General features: G+C 45.1%; 12 protein-coding genes. 4 read left to right on the forward strand and 8 right to left on the reverse strand.

Going from position 1 to position 16,629, the window contains the following annotated elements:
* Positions 1 to 609 precede the first annotated feature (609 nt).
* Together JZ784_RS08255 and epmA are read left to right on the forward strand one after the other, a co-directional pair.
* Complete coding sequence (locus JZ784_RS08255) at positions 610 to 1,677, forward strand: 4-phosphoerythronate dehydrogenase (RefSeq protein ID WP_346314511.1); 1,068 nt, start codon at positions 610 to 612, stop codon at positions 1,675 to 1,677.
* Positions 1,678 to 1,685: 8 nt separating this feature from the next.
* The gene (gene epmA, locus JZ784_RS08260; protein WP_346314512.1) at positions 1,686 to 2,678 is read left to right on the forward strand and encodes an EF-P lysine aminoacylase EpmA; all 993 of its coding nucleotides are present in this window, start codon (positions 1,686 to 1,688) and stop codon (positions 2,676 to 2,678) included.
* Between the two features lie 206 nt (positions 2,679 to 2,884).
* On the opposite strand, the gene JZ784_RS08265 is transcribed toward epmA, so the two are convergent.
* From JZ784_RS08265 to ahcY, 6 genes are all read right to left on the reverse strand, one after another.
* Entirely contained in the window at positions 2,885 to 4,120 is a 1,236-nt protein-coding gene (locus JZ784_RS08265; RefSeq protein WP_346314513.1) for a multifunctional CCA addition/repair protein, read from the reverse strand.
* Positions 4,121 to 4,201: 81 nt separating this feature from the next.
* Entirely contained in the window at positions 4,202 to 6,481 is a 2,280-nt protein-coding gene (locus JZ784_RS08270; RefSeq protein WP_005008542.1) for an NADP-dependent malic enzyme, read from the reverse strand.
* Between the two features lie 138 nt (positions 6,482 to 6,619).
* Positions 6,620 to 9,499 (reverse strand): EAL domain-containing protein, encoded by a 2,880-nt coding sequence (locus tag JZ784_RS08275; RefSeq protein WP_346314514.1) that lies wholly within the window; start codon positions 9,497 to 9,499, stop codon positions 6,620 to 6,622.
* A 167-nt stretch (positions 9,500 to 9,666) separates the two neighbouring features.
* Positions 9,667 to 10,383, reverse strand: coding sequence for a 16S rRNA (uracil(1498)-N(3))-methyltransferase (locus JZ784_RS08280; protein ID WP_346314515.1), 717 nt, complete (start codon positions 10,381 to 10,383; stop codon positions 9,667 to 9,669).
* A gap of 25 nt (positions 10,384 to 10,408) precedes the next feature.
* The gene (gene metF / locus JZ784_RS08285; RefSeq protein WP_005008548.1) at positions 10,409 to 11,245 is read right to left on the reverse strand and encodes a methylenetetrahydrofolate reductase [NAD(P)H]; all 837 of its coding nucleotides are present in this window, start codon (positions 11,243 to 11,245) and stop codon (positions 10,409 to 10,411) included.
* A 180-nt stretch (positions 11,246 to 11,425) separates the two neighbouring features.
* Positions 11,426 to 12,808: an adenosylhomocysteinase gene (ahcY, locus tag JZ784_RS08290; RefSeq protein ID WP_346314516.1), complete on the reverse strand. Its 1,383-nt coding sequence runs from the start codon at positions 12,806 to 12,808 to the stop codon at positions 11,426 to 11,428.
* Between the two features lie 303 nt (positions 12,809 to 13,111).
* On the opposite strand from ahcY, the gene JZ784_RS08295 reads away from it, so the two are divergent.
* Both JZ784_RS08295 and JZ784_RS08300 read left to right on the forward strand, forming a co-directional pair.
* Positions 13,112 to 14,053: a DUF4424 family protein gene (locus tag JZ784_RS08295; protein WP_346314685.1), complete on the forward strand. Its 942-nt coding sequence runs from the start codon at positions 13,112 to 13,114 to the stop codon at positions 14,051 to 14,053.
* A gap of 69 nt (positions 14,054 to 14,122) precedes the next feature.
* Positions 14,123 to 14,647, forward strand: a complete 525-nt coding sequence (locus JZ784_RS08300; protein WP_346314517.1) for a peptidase C39 — start codon at positions 14,123 to 14,125, stop codon at positions 14,645 to 14,647.
* 68 nt (positions 14,648 to 14,715) lie between these two features.
* On the opposite strand, the gene JZ784_RS08305 is transcribed toward JZ784_RS08300, so the two are convergent.
* Together JZ784_RS08305 and JZ784_RS08310 are read right to left on the reverse strand one after the other, a co-directional pair.
* On the reverse strand, positions 14,716 to 15,228 hold the full coding sequence (locus JZ784_RS08305) for a tetratricopeptide repeat protein (RefSeq protein WP_346314518.1): 513 nt from the start codon (positions 15,226 to 15,228) through the stop codon (positions 14,716 to 14,718).
* 360 nt (positions 15,229 to 15,588) lie between these two features.
* Positions 15,589 to 16,596 (reverse strand): Tim44-like domain-containing protein, encoded by a 1,008-nt coding sequence (locus tag JZ784_RS08310; protein WP_346314519.1) that lies wholly within the window; start codon positions 16,594 to 16,596, stop codon positions 15,589 to 15,591.
* Positions 16,597 to 16,629 lie beyond the last annotated feature (33 nt).

Consider the following 16,629-nt stretch of genomic DNA (forward strand, 5'->3'; position numbering starts at 1 on the left):
TATCTCTGCTAATTCTAAATATCGGAAGGAGAATATTTCATGGCAGAACATTATGATCATAGCCATATGGCTGCTCCTGAAAAGAAACAGACTGATTAACTCTGCCTATGGCTCATTTGTCATAGATACATCTAGATTTTCTGAAAATGTTAAAAATAAAACTTTTATGCTTACAGAGCTTTGTTGCACAAACATTTAAAAGTTAAAGTTGCCTCTGAAATACTCAAATTTAGAAAACAACTCAGGTCAATGATCTGTCTAATCCCGTAAATTTATTCAGCACCGATATACGTGCATGGATTGCAATCACCTGCCTTTAAAAATGTTTGGAACTGACCAGTTAGAGATGGATCGTACGAACAATTGCTGTTCTTAAGCCATTTTTTGTGAATCAAGAAAATCTTTCGATCTGGTTTGATCCTAATACTAATGTGAATATCCACCAGTCTCCTAGGCAAATATCACCTATTCTTAGACTGCCTCCACTTTCACAAAATACTAAAAAGTCTTTTAAGAAATCAGGAGCTTTTTTATGAGTGATTTTGTCTCACATAGCGATTCTGCGTATAAAAGCGCTATCATAGCGGCAGTAAAATTTTGGATGCGCTTATGAAAATCATTGCGGATGAAAATCTGGCATTTACCGATTATTTCTTTGCCGAATTTGGAACGATTGAACATAAAGCCGGCCGCAGCTTAACGCACGGTGATGTGAAAGATGCCGAAGCGCTGCTGGTTCGCTCAGTCACAAACGTAAATGCTGCATTGATTCAGAATACAGCCTTAAAATTTGTCGGCAGCGCAACCATTGGTACAGATCACTTGGATATTCCTGCGATTGAACAGCAGGGAATAGCATGGTCAAATGCAGCGGGCTGCAATGCGCAAGCCGTCGCGGAATATGTGATTACAGCATTGCTGAAGCTCAAGCCAGAGCTGATGGAAGCCAATGAGCAGTTTACATTAGGCATTGTTGGTCTAGGCAATGTCGGTTCCCGTTTGGCGGTCATGGCGAAGCTTCTAGGATGGAACGTGATTGGCTATGATCCATTTGTCCAGCGCGATCATGTGAAGCAGGTAGAATTTAAAGAATTATTACAGCAGGCAGATGCAATCTCTATCCATGTGCCGCTGACCAAGACAGGGCAGCATCCAACTTATCATCTTATCAACGCAGAAGCACTGTCGCAGATGAAAGCGGAAGCGGTATTAATTAATTCTGCCCGAGGGCCAGTGGTTGCAGAAGCGGATCTGATTGCCGATATTAAAAATACGCAGCGCCAGGTTGTGCTGGATGTGTTTGAACATGAACCTGAAATTTCAGAAGAATTATTGAACCTAATTACTTTAGTGACCCCGCATATTGCAGGCTACAGCCTGGAAGGCAAGGCGCGCGGTACGCAAATGATTTACGATGCTTTCTGCAAAACTTTTGCTGCAGCGGCAGATAAAAAGTTTGAAACACAGCTTCCGGTCTGTGAGCAATTTTTCCAAAATCAGCCGCTGAAAACGGTGTTGAAACGGCATTTAGCAGAAATTTACGATATTGCCCGTGATGATGCTGCTTTGCGCGCCTGTGTTAAAGCTGGCAAAGTTGAGCAAACGGCTTTCGATCATTTGCGTAAAACCTATCCGCTTCGGCGTGAATGGGCAGCGCACGGAGGCCCTAAAGCATGAGCCAGTCAATGAACCATTCCACGCAAAAGTCAGTTCAGTATCAGCCCACCTGTGATCTAAAAGCGATGCGCGCCCGTGCGCAAATGTATGCGCAGATTCGTCAGTTTTTTGCAGAGCGTGACGTGCTTGAAGTGGAAACGCCTAGTCTTTCTCAAGCAGGCGTAACGGATGTGCATTTGGCTTCGATACAAGCGCAGCGCCATGTCATGGGGAAATTGCAAACACATTATTTGCAGACTTCGCCGGAATTTGCCATGAAGCGCCTGCTGGCCAGCGGCAGCGGGCCTATCTATCAAATTTGCAAAGTCTTCCGTGATGATGAGCATGGCCGTAAACACAACAGCGAATTCACCATGCTGGAATGGTACCGTCCGGGCTTCAGTTTGAAAGATTTAATGTTTGAAGTGACGGATCTGTTGAATGCTGTCCTGAAGCAGCGTTTTGGAGCAGTTTGTCCAACCATCCTAAGCTATAAGCATGCCTTTATTGACCGGTTAGAATTAAACCCGCTGCAAGCTTCATTGCAAGAGCTTAAAGATTGCTGCCGCCGCATTGGAATCAGCCTGGATTTAGGCGATGACCGTTTAGGCTATATCGACTTGCTGTTTTCACATTTTGTCGAACCGAGTTTAGGCTTTGATACGCCCGTTTTTCTGACAGATTTTCCGCCTGAATTAGCCTCTTTAGCAAAAATACGCATTGATGAAGACGGCGAGTTAGTCGCAGCCCGTTTTGAGCTGTATATCGAAGGCTTGGAATTGGCGAATGCCTATGATGAGCTGATTGATGCTGACGTGCTGCGCAGCCGTTTTGAAGCAGACAATGCAGAGCGGGAAAAGCTGGGATTGCATGTCATGCCGATAGATGAATTTCTACTGGCTGCATTGCCCAATATGACGGAATGTTCGGGCATTGCTTTAGGGATAGACCGCTTGCTGATGATTGCTACTGAGCAAATGCGTTTAGACCAGGTGATTACATTTCCTGCGGATATTTCGTAAGTTGGGAGTTAAATGGCTTTCGGATACACGGGTTTAATCAGAAAAGTGCTATCGCAAAAATATCAGCTGATGCTGTGAAAGATGGCTGATTGTTATGTTCAACCGCATTTTTAATGTTGAAGAGGTCATTTAAGACATCAATTAGAAATACTGATCAGCCGTGCTGAAATGGTGAATAAAAAAAGCTCCGTAAGGAGCTTTTTTTATTAGATCGTCAGGGCTGCGTGTTGTGCCTTCAATTCAGCCAGCGCCGCAATGCGCCGCTCTATCAGCATCTCGCCAATATCAGAGCCTTGGACGTCTGGCGGAAGGTCTTGCGCTTTAATGCTGCGCACCACTTGCATGGCGTCCAGTACATATTGCGCTTGAGAATAGTCTCTGTCTTCTAGTCCTAAACGGCCGCGGGAGTCACATTCGCAGGCCTGCACAAAAGCTTCAACGCGTTCAGGGCGGCGTAAGACATCTAAACGCTGCAATAGGCGCCAAAGTGTTCCCGGTTTTAGCGTCAGCGCCTGATGGCATTTCAGATGCTCTTTGCAGACGGCAATTGCCAGCTGTTTGGTATTGGTTGGAACGCGCAGCCGTTCGCAAACCTCAGTTACGGGCTGAATGCCGCGCTCTTCATGCATAATATGGCGCGGCAGCTCTTCTTGCGGCGTTAAGGCTTTCCCTAGATCATGTACCAGTACAGCAAAGCGCACATCCAAAGAGTAATTGGCCCGGCAGGCCTGCTGCAGTGACATCATGGTGTGAATGCCGCAGTCAATCTCAGGGTGGTATTCAGGACGCTGCGGAATGCCATAGAGCTGATCAAGCTCGGGAAATAAAACTTTCAATGCGCCGCATGCGCGCAGCACTTCAAAATATTCATCGGCATGATCTTCCATGAGGGCGCGGGCGGTCTCTTTCCAAACGCGTTCAGGCGTTAAAGCTTCCAGTTCGCCAGACTCTGCCAATTGCGTCATCAGCCTAAAAGTGTCATCAGCAACTTTAAAGCCTAATTTTTTATAGCGGGCCGCAAAGCGCGCAATACGCAATACGCGCAGGGGATCTTCAGCAAAAGCCTCAGATACATGGCGCAGCACGCGCTGTTCTAAATCTTTTTGGCCATTGTAAGGATCATATAAATTGCCATTATTGTCTTGCGCAATGGCGTTAATGGTCAGGTCGCGCCGCATTAAATCCTGTTCCAGCGTAACCGCTGGATCTGTATAAAATTCAAAGCCATGATAACCATGTCCTGCCTTGCGTTCAGTCCGCGCGAGTGCATATTCATCTTTGGTTTCTGGATGCAGGAAAACAGGGAAATCTTTACCCACAGGCTGATAGCCTTGAGCAAGCATTTGTTCCGGCGTTGCGCCGACAACAACATAATCTTTTTCGTGATAGGGGTGTCCGAGCAGCTGATCCCGAACTGCACCGCCTACTAAATAAACTTGCATGAGAAAACCTCTATTCTTGAAGCCATCATGCTACAGAATAGAGGTTTTCTCAAGTCTCTAAGTGTGATCTAGCCAGCTAAATTACAGCGCGGACTTCTCATTTTCTTGAATCTCAGCAACAGTTAAAGCAGTCATGTTCACTAAGCGGCGGGTCGTCGCTGTCGGCGTTAAAATATGAACTGGTTTGGCTGCACCCAGCAGGATTGGGCCAATTGTGACATTGTTGCCTGATGTTGCTTTAAGCAAGTTGAATGAAATGTTTGCTGCGTCCAAGTTAGGCATGATAAGCAGGTTTGCTGAACCTTTGAAGCGCGAGTTCGGGTATGCGAAATGACGGATATTCTCATCCAGCGCTGCATCACCGTGCATTTCACCTTCAACTTCAAGCTCTGGAGCAATTTCAGACAAAATGTCATACACCTGACGCATTTTTTGCGCGCTGGCATCGCTTTGATCTGAACCAAAACTTGAGTGTGAAAGCAGCGCAACACGCGGCGTAATGCCAAAGCGGCGGACTTCTTCAGCGGCTAAAATAGTCATTTCAGCCAGCTGTTCTGCCGTTGGATTGCGGTTAATGTAGGTATCGGCGATGAATAAGTTGCGGTCTTCAAGCATCAATGCATTCAGTGTGAAGAAGTTATTGCGGCCTTCTTTTAGTCCAATCACATTGCTGACGAAGTCTAAGTGAATGTCGTAGCTTGAATACGTACCGCACAGCATGCCGTCTGCAACGCCATGACGAACCAGCATGGCTGCAATCAGTGTAGAGCGGCGGCGCGCTTCACGCTGCGCATATTCAGGTGTCACACCTTTGCGCTGCATGATGCTGTAGTAGTCATCAGCAAATTTGTCGTAATCAGGATTTTTTTCTTGATCGACAATGGTAATGTTCACGCCGTCTTCAAGGCGCAGGCCTAACTTTTTGATGTTCGCTTCAATTACAGCAGGGCGGCCAACAAGAATCGGTTTTGCCAAATCTTCATCGACTGCAATTTGCACTGCACGCAGAACGCGCAGATCTTCACCTTCCGCATAGGCAATGCGTTTTGGATCTGTTTTGGCTTGCGCAAAAATCGGCTTCATCATAAACGCAGAGTTATAGACGAATTCAGACAGGCGCTGACGGTATGCAGAGAAGTCTTGGATTGGACGGGTTGCTACACCAGAGTCCATTGCTGCTTGTGCAATTGCAGGCGCAATTTCAAGAATCAAGCGTTGGTCTAATGGGCGCGGGATCAGGTAATCACGGCCAAAAGATGCAGATTTTTCACCATAAGATGCAGCATCCGCCTCAACATGCGCCATGCGCGCAATGGCATGTACACACGCAATCTTCATTTCTTCATTAATGGTGGTTGCGCCTACATCCAGCGCGCCACGGAAGATATAAGGGAAGCACAGCGCGTTGTTGACTTGGTTTGGATAGTCAGAACGGCCTGTCGCCATAATGACATCAGAACGCGCTTCATGCGCATGTTCCGGCAGAATTTCTGGATCTGGGTTTGCAAGGGCAAAGATGATTGGATCTTTTGCCATCACTTTAACCATTTCTTTGGTTAAAATGCCCGCAGCAGAAAGGCCAAGGAACATATCTGCACCTTCCATGACATCGGCAAGCTGGGTGCCTTCGATATCTTGTACATAGGCTTTTTTAGATTCATCCAGACCTTCACGTTTTGCGGTGAGTAGGCCGCGTGAATCGGCAACGATGATGTTCTCTTTCTTTGCGCCTAAAGCGCAAAGTAAGTTCAGGCATGAAAGCGCAGCAGCGCCCGCACCTGAAGCAATAATTTTGATTTCATCAATTTTTTTGCCGTTCAATTGCAATGCATTTAATAATGCTGAACCGACAATAATTGATGTGCCGTGCTGATCGTCATGGAACACAGGAATGTTCATGCGTTCGCGAAGTTTTTGCTCGATGTAGAAGCACTCTGGGGCCTTGATGTCTTCAAGGTTGATACCGCCAAAAGTCGGTTCTAAAGCTGCAACGATATCTACGATTTTGTCTGGATCGTTTTCAGCAATTTCAATGTCAAAGACATCGACACCGGCGAATTTTTTGAACAGTACGCCTTTGCCTTCCATAACCGGTTTAGAGGCTAAAGGACCGATGTTGCCCAAGCCAAGTACGGCTGTACCGTTACTGACAACTGCAACTAAGTTACCGCGTGCTGTGTAAAGCGCTGCGGTTGACGGGTCACGTTCAATTTCTAAACAAGGCGCAGCAACGCCTGGCGAGTAGGCTAGCGCTAAGTCATGCTGGTTGACCAATTGTTTGCTTGGCGTGACGCTGATTTTTCCCGGAGTTGGGAATTCGTGATAGTACAAAGCCTGCTGTTTTAAAGATTGATCGTCCATCTGTATCTCGTTTGTTCTGAGTTGCCCAAAAATGCGGGTAGTGTTTCTTAAATAAGCACGAATATATCACTTGTTCGGCACTTCGGACAGTCGCTAAAGTGCCTTTTTCCAACAAACTTATAGACCGGAAAGATGTACTTAGATTAAGTATGTATAAGTGGCAGGGCGGACATTTTGTTTTAAATATACCGTTGCTTCCGCTTCAGGGAGCGGTTTGGAGAACAGATAGCCCTGCGCGATGTCACAGTCTAAATTTCGCAAATATTGCAGCTGCTGTTCGGTTTCAATGCCTTCCGCCACCACAGTTAAGCCCATAGCCTTGCCCATGGCAACCATAGCGCAGACGATGGCTTCGTGCTTGTTTTGACCGATTTTGGAAATAAAACTGCGATCTATTTTCAAAACATCAATAGGAAAATCAGCAAGATAGGATAGTGATGAGTAGCCTGTGCCAAAATCATCCAAAGAAATATTGATATGGCGGCTTTTTATTTCCTGCAGCAGTTTTTTGACTGTTTCTGAGTTTTCGATTAATGATGATTCTGTAATTTCCAATTCTAAGCTGTCGCCGGAAATTTCATTGGCTTTGATGGCTTCGTCCAAGTCGATCAGCAGCTGGCCGCGGCGCAATTGCTGGGCAACGACGTTCACTGAGACACAAATGTTATTAAACCCCATTTGGTTCCATTTCTTGATCTGTTTGGCGGTTTGCTGGATGACGATGCGCCCAATGTCTGAAATCAGGCTGGTCTGTTCGGCAAGCGGAATAAACAGCCCTGGCGGAATAATGCCTTTTTCAGGGTGATTCCAGCGCACCAGAGCTTCAAAGCCATAGATATTTTTATCTCTGAAATTGATTTTTGGCTGGTAGTAGACCACCAGTTCATTGCTTTGAATCGCTTTGCGGAGCTCCCTTTCCAAAAAGATGCCTTGTTCCAGCAGCGCTGTGTTTTCATTGGAATATAAACGTATGGTATTGCCGCCAAGGTGTTTGGCTTCAGAAAGCGCTTGTTCCGCGCAGTTGTTTAAATAATCCAGCTGACGGCCATGCTCTGGATAGAGTGCAATACCCATGGACAGCGTGATGACATGATCTTGCCCCAATATATTGAAGGGCAGTGTGAAAGCTTTGGCAATGCGTTCGCAATGTTCCATCACCGATGGGCGGATATGCGAAATTTCATACACAATGGCAAAATCATCGCCATTGAGATGGGCTAAAAATAAGGCCTCCGCATTGGTTAGTCGCAGGCGCTGAGCAACTTGCCGAAGCAGCTCATCACCGCCGTTGTTGCTGAGGTATTCATTTAGCGGGCGGAATCTGTCGATGTTCAGGCGTATGACGGCCAGCTGCTTTAAAGAGTCCTGCTGCGAAATCAAGTACTGATGCAGCTGATAGTTGTAATAAAACCGGTTGGGCAAATCGGTCAGGATGTCATAATTTTCTAAATAGGATAAACGCTGTTCCTGCAGCTTGCGTTCAGTCAAGTCTGAGACAATGCCGATATAATGAGCGACACGGTTTTGATCATCCAGCACTGCATTAATGTGCAGCCAAAGTGTTAATTCTTTTCCTGACAGGAATTTTTCCTGCAGTTCACCGTCATACTGCTGATGCTGCAGCACCTGCTTTAAAATCTCAGCATGCGCGCTGCGCTGCTGCGATTTATAATTTGCAGCGATATCAAATAAATGCTTACCAATCATTTGTTCATGGCGAAAGCCGGTCAGCTGTTCATAACATGGGTTGACATCCAGATAGCGAAGCTCTTCATCTAGAATAAAAATGCCTTCAGCCGCTTGCTTAAGAACGCTGGCTGCCAATTTTAAACGCTCTTGCGATGTGCGTTCCTGCTGAATATCACGGCGGATGCCCACCATGCGCAGCGGTTTATTGCTGTCAGGGTCCCAGGCAATAATCCGGCCAATGTCATGCACCCAGCTCCATTTTCCAGTCAGGCTGTTTTGTACCCGGTAGGTCGATTCATAACGGTCATTCTGACCGCGTAAATGCTGTTTCATCGCATTTTTGAACTGTTCTGCATCATCTGGATGGACTGTATGCAGCAGTTGGTGATGATGCTCTTTTGAATCGCGCTGAGTGGTGCCTTTATGATTATTGGACAGGGAAATTGTTCGGTCTTTAATGTTCCAATCCCAGGGTTTTAAACCGGCAATTTCATGCGCGAGCTGAAGATTCTGCTGCTGATCTTCTAGATTTTTGTTCATTTGCTCGATATCGAAAGTCCGTTCTTTCACTTTCTGCTCCAGCAGCTGATTGTTCAGCTGAAGCTGCAGTTCGATATCTTTAGAGTGGTTGATTTCATTTTTCAGCTGCTTGCACAGGTCATCAGTCCACGCCACTTGCTGTTCGGCCTCTTTCACCAAAAGGCTGTTTTTTGCATAAAGGGTAGAAATGCGGCGGTGAATGCGGTATGACGTAGTTGCACATAACAGTATGACAATTAAAGCAAAATTGATAGCTAAGCTGAACAGGTGGCTGCTTTTGTCAAGAAATAAAAATTGTGAAACCAAGTAGGGCACAATGGAGGGTAAAAAAGCCAAGCAAAAGTAATTTAGCTTCTGTGTTAAATAGGTTAAACCAAAGGTTTGCGTCACAATCAGCAATAATGCAGATAAGGTCAGCGCTTGAATATCGGCAAAATTAGGATTTATAGACGGCAAATAATAATAAATGATGAAAATGCCGGCAGAGATCAGTGCACCGATACTGAAGCATTGAAACTGAAGCCAGCGGTGAGCAATTTTTAAGTCAAATTGATGAGGCTTGAAATAGGCCGTGCTGATGAGCCAGCAAAAACTGGCAAATAATTCGGTAAAGATAAACCAAAAATTGAAATAAAAATTAACAGTGTTAAAGTAAATTTGGTAAATACAAAAGATATATAAACAGATGATTAAAATACTGAGAAGAAAATAACGGCTTAAGCGAAGCGTATTCTCGATTTGAGCAGCATGATTGTACTGCTTGATGTAGTCATATTGATCATCTGTCATCAATATAAGTGCCTTATTTAAATATAGTAATTAAAAGTCGCTTGTTGTTTTATTAATCCAAACACACTGGTTTTTCATCGCTTAATTTTTATTGCTTACAATTAGATTAATTACGTTAAACATAAAAATCAATCAAATTGTATACAAAAATATAATATTCGGATGAGCTAAGCTTTTAGGCGGTAATTCAAAATTGACAGGGCAACAATTGGAGCAGTTTCAGTGCGCAAGACTCGAGCGCCTATGCACCAGTTTTTAAAGCCGGCGGAATTGGATTGCCGAATTTCAGCTTCACTCAGCCCGCCTTCCGGGCCAATCAGCAGTGCAATTTGTAAAGATGCATCCGCCAGTACATCTGTTTCATCTTTATTTGGCGCTAAAACCAGTTTAGTCTCCGGCAGATCGTATGCCAGCCATGCTTCTAAACTGATCGGGGCATGAATTTTTGGCACAACATTCATGCCGCATTGTTCACAGGCTGCGATGGCAATGCCTTGCCAATGATCAATCTTCTTTTGATCGCGGTCATATTTTAAACGCATTTCACAGCGTTCAGAGGTCAGCAGCTGAATTTCTGCCACGCCCAGTTCAACAGCTTTTTGAATTGCATAATCCATACGGTCGCCCTTGCTCATGACTTGGCCGAGTAAAGCCTTAAAAGCGGGGGTGCGGTTGTCTGGATTAAATGAAATGATTTTGACTGAAGCAGATTTCTTGGAAGCTTCCGTCAATTCAACTTCGAATTCGCCGCCTTGCCCATTGAACAAGGTGGCTTTTTCGCCCACTTGCGCACGCAATACTTTCACCCAGTGATGAAAAACTGTTTCAGTTAATTCGATGACCGTATCAACAGTTAAATCAGCTTCAATAAAAAAACGGGGCATTTCAGTATTACTCGAGCAATGGGGGTTAAGCTAAGCCAAGGTCAGTGACAAGCTGACGCGTTGGATCAGTGGTGTTCATGGTGTAGAAGTGCAGGCTTGGCGCGCCGCCGGCAATCAGGCGTTCGCAAAGTTTTACAATCACTTCATGACCAAAGGCTTTGATTGAATCTGTGTCATCACCATAGGTTGCAAGCTGTTTGCGGATCCAGCGCGGAATTTCTGCACCTGTACCGTCCGCAAAGCGGATTAAATTGCTGGCATTGGTAATAGGCATAATGCCTGGAGCGACAGGAATGTTCACGCCTTCTTTCTGAATGCGCTCTACAAAGTAGAAATAAGCATCTGGATTAAAGAAGAACTGTGTCAATGCAGCATTTGCGCCTGCATTGGCTTTGTCGCAGAAACGCTTGATGTCTAAATCAAAGCTGTCTGCTTGCGGATGCATTTCTGGGTAGGCCGCGACTTCAATTTTGAAGTGATCACCTGTATGTTCACGAATAAAACGTACTAAGTCAGTTGCATACGGTAATTCGCCTAAACCCACTTGACCAGACGGCAAATCACCGCGCAGTGCAACAATGCGGTCAATCCCTTGTGATTTATATAAATCCAGTAATTCAGCAATACGCTCTTTGCTGTCACCAATACAAGACAGGTGGGGAGCAACAGGTGTGCCTTTGCCGTTAAAATCATTCAATGTAGACAATGTGCGTTCACGGGTAGAACCGCCTGCACCGTATGTTACAGAGAAAAATTCAGGATTGAGCAACTGAAGTTCTTGATGTACAACTTTAAGTTTTTCCGCGCCAGCGTCAGTTTTGGTCGGGAAGAACTCAAAGGAAATAGGAATCTGTTTTGACATGTTCAAATCCTTTTTTATAAATACTGTTTGTTTATTATTTCCCTCATCCCAGCCTTCTCCCTAAGGGAGAAGGGGAATCCATTACATTATTTAAAACGGTAATGAAAAATCCCTCTCCTGAGCGTGCTTTAAGCACTGCTTAAAAGTTCAGCGCAAGAGAGGTTAGGAGAGGTGAAAAACTTAGTATTTATAAGCCTCAGCTTTGAATGGGCCTTCAACTTGTACGCCTAAGTAGTCAGCTTGTTCTTGAGTCAAAGTTGTCAACACGCCGCCGAAACCTGCAACCATTGCAGCAGCAACTTCTTCGTCTAACTTCTTAGGAATCAGTTCTACGCGGATCGCTGCTTGTTTTTGATCTTCAGGAAGATCAGCAAATTTTTCAGCGAATAGGTGAATTTGACCCAATACTTGGTTGGCAAAAGAACCATCCATAATGCGTGAAGGGTGACCAGTAGCGTTGCCAAGGTTCACTAAGCGGCCTTCAGAAAGAAGAATTAAATAGTTATTTTCGTCTTCTGAACGGTAAACTTGGTGTACTTGCGGCTTCACTTCAACCCACTTATAACCGCGTAGGTAGTTGGTATCGATTTCAGTATCGAAGTGACCGATGTTGCACACCACAGCGCCCGCTTTTAAAGAATCAAGCATTGCAGCGTCACATACGTGGTAGTTACCCGTAGTGGTTACGATCAAGTCAGTGTTTTGAAGAAGGTCAAGGTTGATGTCTTCTTTCTTGCCAGTTTGCACGCCGTTTTTGTACGGAGCAACAACTTCATAGCCGTCCATGCATGCTTGCATCGCGCAGATTGGGTCAACTTCAGTGACACGTACAATCATGCCTTCTTGACGAAGTGATTGCGCAGAACCTTTACCTACGTCGCCATAACCAATAACAAGCGCGCGGCGGCCAGATAAAAGCATGTCTGTACCGCGTTTGATCGCGTCATTTAGAGAGTGGCGGCAGCCGTATTTGTTGTCGTTTTTAGACTTAGTAACAGAGTCGTTTACGTTGATCGCTGGAACTTTTAAAGTGCCGTCACGGTGCATTTCGTAAAGACGCTGCACGCCAGTAGTGGTTTCTTCAGTAATACCGTGAATTTTAGCAATTACTTCTGGGTATTTTTCGTGAACAAGCGCAGTTAAGTCACCGCCATCGTCCAGAATCATGTTGGCATCCCAAGGTGTGCCGTTTACGTTAATTTGCTGTTCTAAGCACCAAACGTATTCTTCTTCAGTTTCGCCCTTCCAAGCAAATACTGGAACGCCAGCAGCAGCAATTGCAGCAGCAGCGTGGTCTTGAGTAGAGAAGATGTTGCAAGATGTCCAGCGAACTTCTGCGCCCAATTCAACCAGCGTTTCAATTAAAACTGCAGTTTGAATGGTCATGTGGATACAGCCGAGGATTTTCGCGCCAGCAAGCGGTTTAGCGGCTGCATAGCGTTTGCGAAGACCCATTAGGGCTGGCATTTCTGCTTCTGCTAGTTTAATTTCTTTACGGCCGTAATCAGCAAGTGAAATGTCGGCAACTTTGTAATCTGTAAATGAAGCAGTGACCGCGTTCATCAGGATCTCCTAGAAAAAAATAGATTGGATCGTTATGTTCGCGGATGCCGTTTTTGATCAGCACTGTTATTTCACAGGTGTATGACCGAATCGTCGAGCCTAGCGATTTCACATTGCTGTTTTTGAAAATCAGCCTGTGAAAAAGTCGCAGCATCCCTCGACTAGCAGGGTATTGTACTTGGAATTAGGATGAGTTCCAATCTGAAATTGATTAATATCTAACGGATAAGCATTTGATCTGTAAATTTTATGGAATAATACGTTCTGACTTTATATAGGTCTGTTTGGAATAAAAGAATAATGATGAAAAAAATACTCGGAGCCTTGCCTCTAATTTCCGCGTCAATCATGGCCAATGACTCAACAGGCTATGTCGCCACGGGTGGTGTGCAATATTTGAAAAATAAAGACATCCAAATGTACAGTGAAGACTTATTTATCAGTAAAAAAATCATTCAGGTGGATTATCAATTTAAAAATTTGAGTCAGAAGGATGTAACTGAAACCATTCTTTTTCCGCTGCCTAAAATTGAAAATTTCTTTGAGTCCGATTTTGCGGATACGGAACGCTTGCTTAAAAGCTTTAAGGTGCTGATCGATGGAAAATCTATACAGCCTGAGATGCATGTCCGGACTTTTATTTTAACAGATGAAAAGCCAGCGCCGGTAGATTTGACGGATGCCTTTAAGCAATGCGGTTTTAGCGAAAAAGAGATGCTGAATCCTTGGAATCGGCAAAATTATGAATATGAGGCTTTTGAAACCAAGCTAAGAGGCTGCAGCAATGCAGCATTGCAAAAAGCGCTGCCGAAAGATAAAGAAGAAGTGATCACCTGGTCTTCACAAGTGATTTACAGCTGGAAACAGACTTTTAAAGCTAATGCCTTAACACATGTGCAGCATCAATACGCGCCGCTGGTGGGCGGTTCTGTGGCGTTATATCCGGAAGAGGATACTAAAGCGTACTGCATGGATCGGAACTTTAAAGCTGGCTTAAAGAAAGCCAAATCGCAGCAGGCGCCTTATCAGGCATTAGGCTATATCTTAAAAACTGGGGCGAATTGGGCCAAGCCGATTCAAGACTTTAACTTGACCATTGAACGGGATGCTGGAGAACTCGTGTCCTTCTGCTGGGCGGGCAAAGTTAAAAAAATCAGTCCAACACGATTCCAAATGTCAGAAAAGAACTTTGTGCCTCAGCAGGATTTAGACATTATCTTTGTGCATGCTAAAGCCCATGAATGATTAAAACTTTCAGGCAAATTTTGAATGATTTGTTTATTATCGCTTCAGACAAATTTTTGAGTTTTGATTATGGCTTTGGAAATGCCTGAAGAATTATCCAGCCTGGACGCTAATGGCGGAATTTACGCTGTTTGGATGCTGTTGCAGCATTTAGGAATAGATGCAGATATTCAGCAGTTGATAGAGGTCTGCGGCTATGAAGCTGGATACGGTGCAACGACGATTGGTTTAGCCGTTGGACTGAAAAAATTTGGCTTTAACGTGCAGTTTTATACAGAACATGATCCGGATCTGCAGGAGGGTGAAAAACGCAGTTATGCTGAAGCGGCGCAATTGCAATTGCCTGTACTGCCTGCAATAGGCTATGCGGAAATTTTGCAGGCCTTTGAGCAAAACAAGTTTGTAATTGCCTATTACGATACCTTTGAAGGTATTGGCAATCACTCCTTGGTGTATGACATCGATGAAGCCGAAATCAGCTTCTTTGACAGCTTTGACGCCATGTCAGCCGAAGATTTTGAGCGGCAGCGTCAGGCCGAGGGGATTTGCCGCCAAGTCATTACTGTGGATGTTAATGACTATATCGCGAGTTGAGCGAAATGGCCGTCATATAAAAAAGCCCATCTGTTGATGGGCTTTGATTGTTTCAATGAGCTTTGCGGTTACTGCTCAGCAGCATTGGCTTTTTCAGTCCAAAAATCCGCTTTTTCTTCATTTGCGTCAATGCCTAGGCCATTGGCATAAATAAATGCTAAATCGCGCATGGCTTGCACTTCACCCAATTTAGCTGACTGTTCAACCAGCTCAATAGATTTAGCTACGTCTTTTTCCACCACATCGCCGCGGCGGTAAAAATTCGCCAATTCCAAAATGGCAGCCGGGTGATTATGCTTTGCCGCCTGTTCCAGCCAGCGGTGCGCATGTTCAAAATAAGCTTTCGATTCTTCAGCATCTTCTTCCTGCATGTCTTTGGCATAAACCGCATAGCCTTCGCCGAGCCAATACATCGCCTCAACATGCCCCAGCTGCGCCGCTTTCAGCGCCCACTCTTCAGCCAGCTCAACATGCTCATCGTTGTCACTTTGCATGTAAATTTCAGCCAGTTCAAATTGAGCATCGCGGTTGCCTGCTGTCGCGCGGTTAAACAATGCAGGTGAAATAGGAAGGTCAGACATAGCGGATCCAAAAGTGCAGAATAGGCATAGCCTAATAGGTTGGCCTCAAAAAATCCAATCTGAAGATCAGCTTTTAAGAAGACAGGGTTTAAATCAGCTAAAACGGCGCTGCTGCTGCGCTCATACTGGCTGTAAGGGCGGTAATGTATTTTCGCTTGCGTACACAGCCTAGAGCAGGTGAGTGCTGAGCACCATACACACGTATTTAATCAAATCTACGTACAAACATATTCGACATCGCAAAGTGAACTGATGAAGCTTTTAGTGAGCGCGGTAATCGACTGAATGATCAGGAATTCAGAAAAAAAGAGCAGGCAAAAAAATAGCAGCTGAAGCTGCTACTTTTAAAACCATTTTGGATTAGCTTTCTTGCTGAATGCCAGCCACTTTCCAGTCTTCGCTAGAACCGGCAGGCTTTACAAAATGCCAAACTTCAGCAAATGGCTGTGGAAGGCTGTTTAAATCTTCGCTGACGGTGCCAGTAAAGCGAACGCTTACAACATATTGGCCATTTTCAGTTGTCGAGTCAGCTACCATTGCATTTAAATTAGAAAACTCAGCAACGTCCTGATCTTGATTGGCCATAATGTCGTTATACATGGACTGATAAAGATCTGGCGTTAAGTAGCGCTGAATTTCTGCAATGTTGCTTGCAGTATTCATTGACTGAATATGGTTAAAACGCTGACGCGCAACACGTAAAAAAGCCGCAGGCTCTGTACCGTCCGGCAATTGGCTGCCGGAATTGGTATATACGCCGCCTGCAAAAGGCGCGTTGTTTACAGGTGCTTGAGACGCAGTAGAACCGCCAACGGACTGACCAAAAATATTAGTGCTGCCGCCAGCAGCTGAACCTGACGCTGCATTTTGCTGACCAAACGGCCCATTATTGGCGGAAGCCATGTTTGATGAACCGTTATTTGGCGCATACGGATTATTGGCTAGTTTTTTTTTTGCGCCCATCTTACGGAAAATAAAGAAGGCAGCGGCTGCAGCAAGCAAAATCCAAATCCAGCTAGGAATGCCGCCTTTTTCTTCTTCTTGCGCGGCTTGCGCTTCAGAAGCCGCCTGAGTGTTTTTATCATCCGCCATAGCATTAGCGGCAACTGCACCAATTGCAGCGCCCGCTACACCGGCAGCCACCATGCCGCCTACATTTGAACCAGATTTAGCTGGCGCGCCTGCAGTTGCTGGCTGTTGAACTGGAGCAGCTTGACGAGGCTGTTGGTAAGACTGAGATGGGGCCGCTTGACGGCTCATACCGTGGCTTTTACCGCCACCTGCACGTTTTGCTTCTGCAGCTAAAGGTGCAACCAATAAAGCAGCGGTCAAAACGCCCGCAATCAAACCACGCTGTCGAACTTCCATTAAATTTACCTATATAAAAATAAAAAATCGCCC

It is taken from the genome of Acinetobacter sp. CWB-B33, from assembly GCF_039655955.1.
GTDB classification, from domain to species: Bacteria; Pseudomonadota; Gammaproteobacteria; order Pseudomonadales; family Moraxellaceae; genus Acinetobacter; species Acinetobacter bouvetii.

Excerpts from the sequence above, each read along its gene's own strand:
- metF (WP_005008548.1), bottom strand. The coding sequence starts at position 11,245 with ATGTCAAAACAGATTCCTATTTCCTTTGAGTTCTTCCCGACCAAAACT.
- JZ784_RS08270 (WP_005008542.1), bottom strand. The coding sequence starts at position 6,481 with ATGGACGATCAATCTTTAAAACAGCAGGCTTTGTACTATCACGAATTC.
- JZ784_RS08295 (WP_346314685.1), top strand. The coding sequence starts at position 13,112 with ATGAAAAAAATACTCGGAGCCTTGCCTCTAATTTCCGCGTCAATCATG.
- ahcY (WP_346314516.1), bottom strand. The coding sequence starts at position 12,808 with ATGAACGCGGTCACTGCTTCATTTACAGATTACAAAGTTGCCGACATT.
- JZ784_RS08305 (WP_346314518.1), bottom strand. The coding sequence starts at position 15,228 with ATGTCTGACCTTCCTATTTCACCTGCATTGTTTAACCGCGCGACAGCA.
- JZ784_RS08280 (WP_346314515.1), bottom strand. The coding sequence starts at position 10,383 with ATGCCCCGTTTTTTTATTGAAGCTGATTTAACTGTTGATACGGTCATC.
- JZ784_RS08310 (WP_346314519.1), bottom strand. The coding sequence starts at position 16,596 with ATGGAAGTTCGACAGCGTGGTTTGATTGCGGGCGTTTTGACCGCTGCT.
- JZ784_RS08255 (WP_346314511.1), top strand. The coding sequence starts at position 610 with ATGAAAATCATTGCGGATGAAAATCTGGCATTTACCGATTATTTCTTT.
- JZ784_RS08265 (WP_346314513.1), bottom strand. The coding sequence starts at position 4,120 with ATGCAAGTTTATTTAGTAGGCGGTGCAGTTCGGGATCAGCTGCTCGGA.
- JZ784_RS08275 (WP_346314514.1), bottom strand. The coding sequence starts at position 9,499 with ATGACAGATGATCAATATGACTACATCAAGCAGTACAATCATGCTGCT.
- epmA (WP_346314512.1), top strand. The coding sequence starts at position 1,686 with ATGAACCATTCCACGCAAAAGTCAGTTCAGTATCAGCCCACCTGTGAT.
- JZ784_RS08300 (WP_346314517.1), top strand. The coding sequence starts at position 14,123 with ATGGCTTTGGAAATGCCTGAAGAATTATCCAGCCTGGACGCTAATGGC.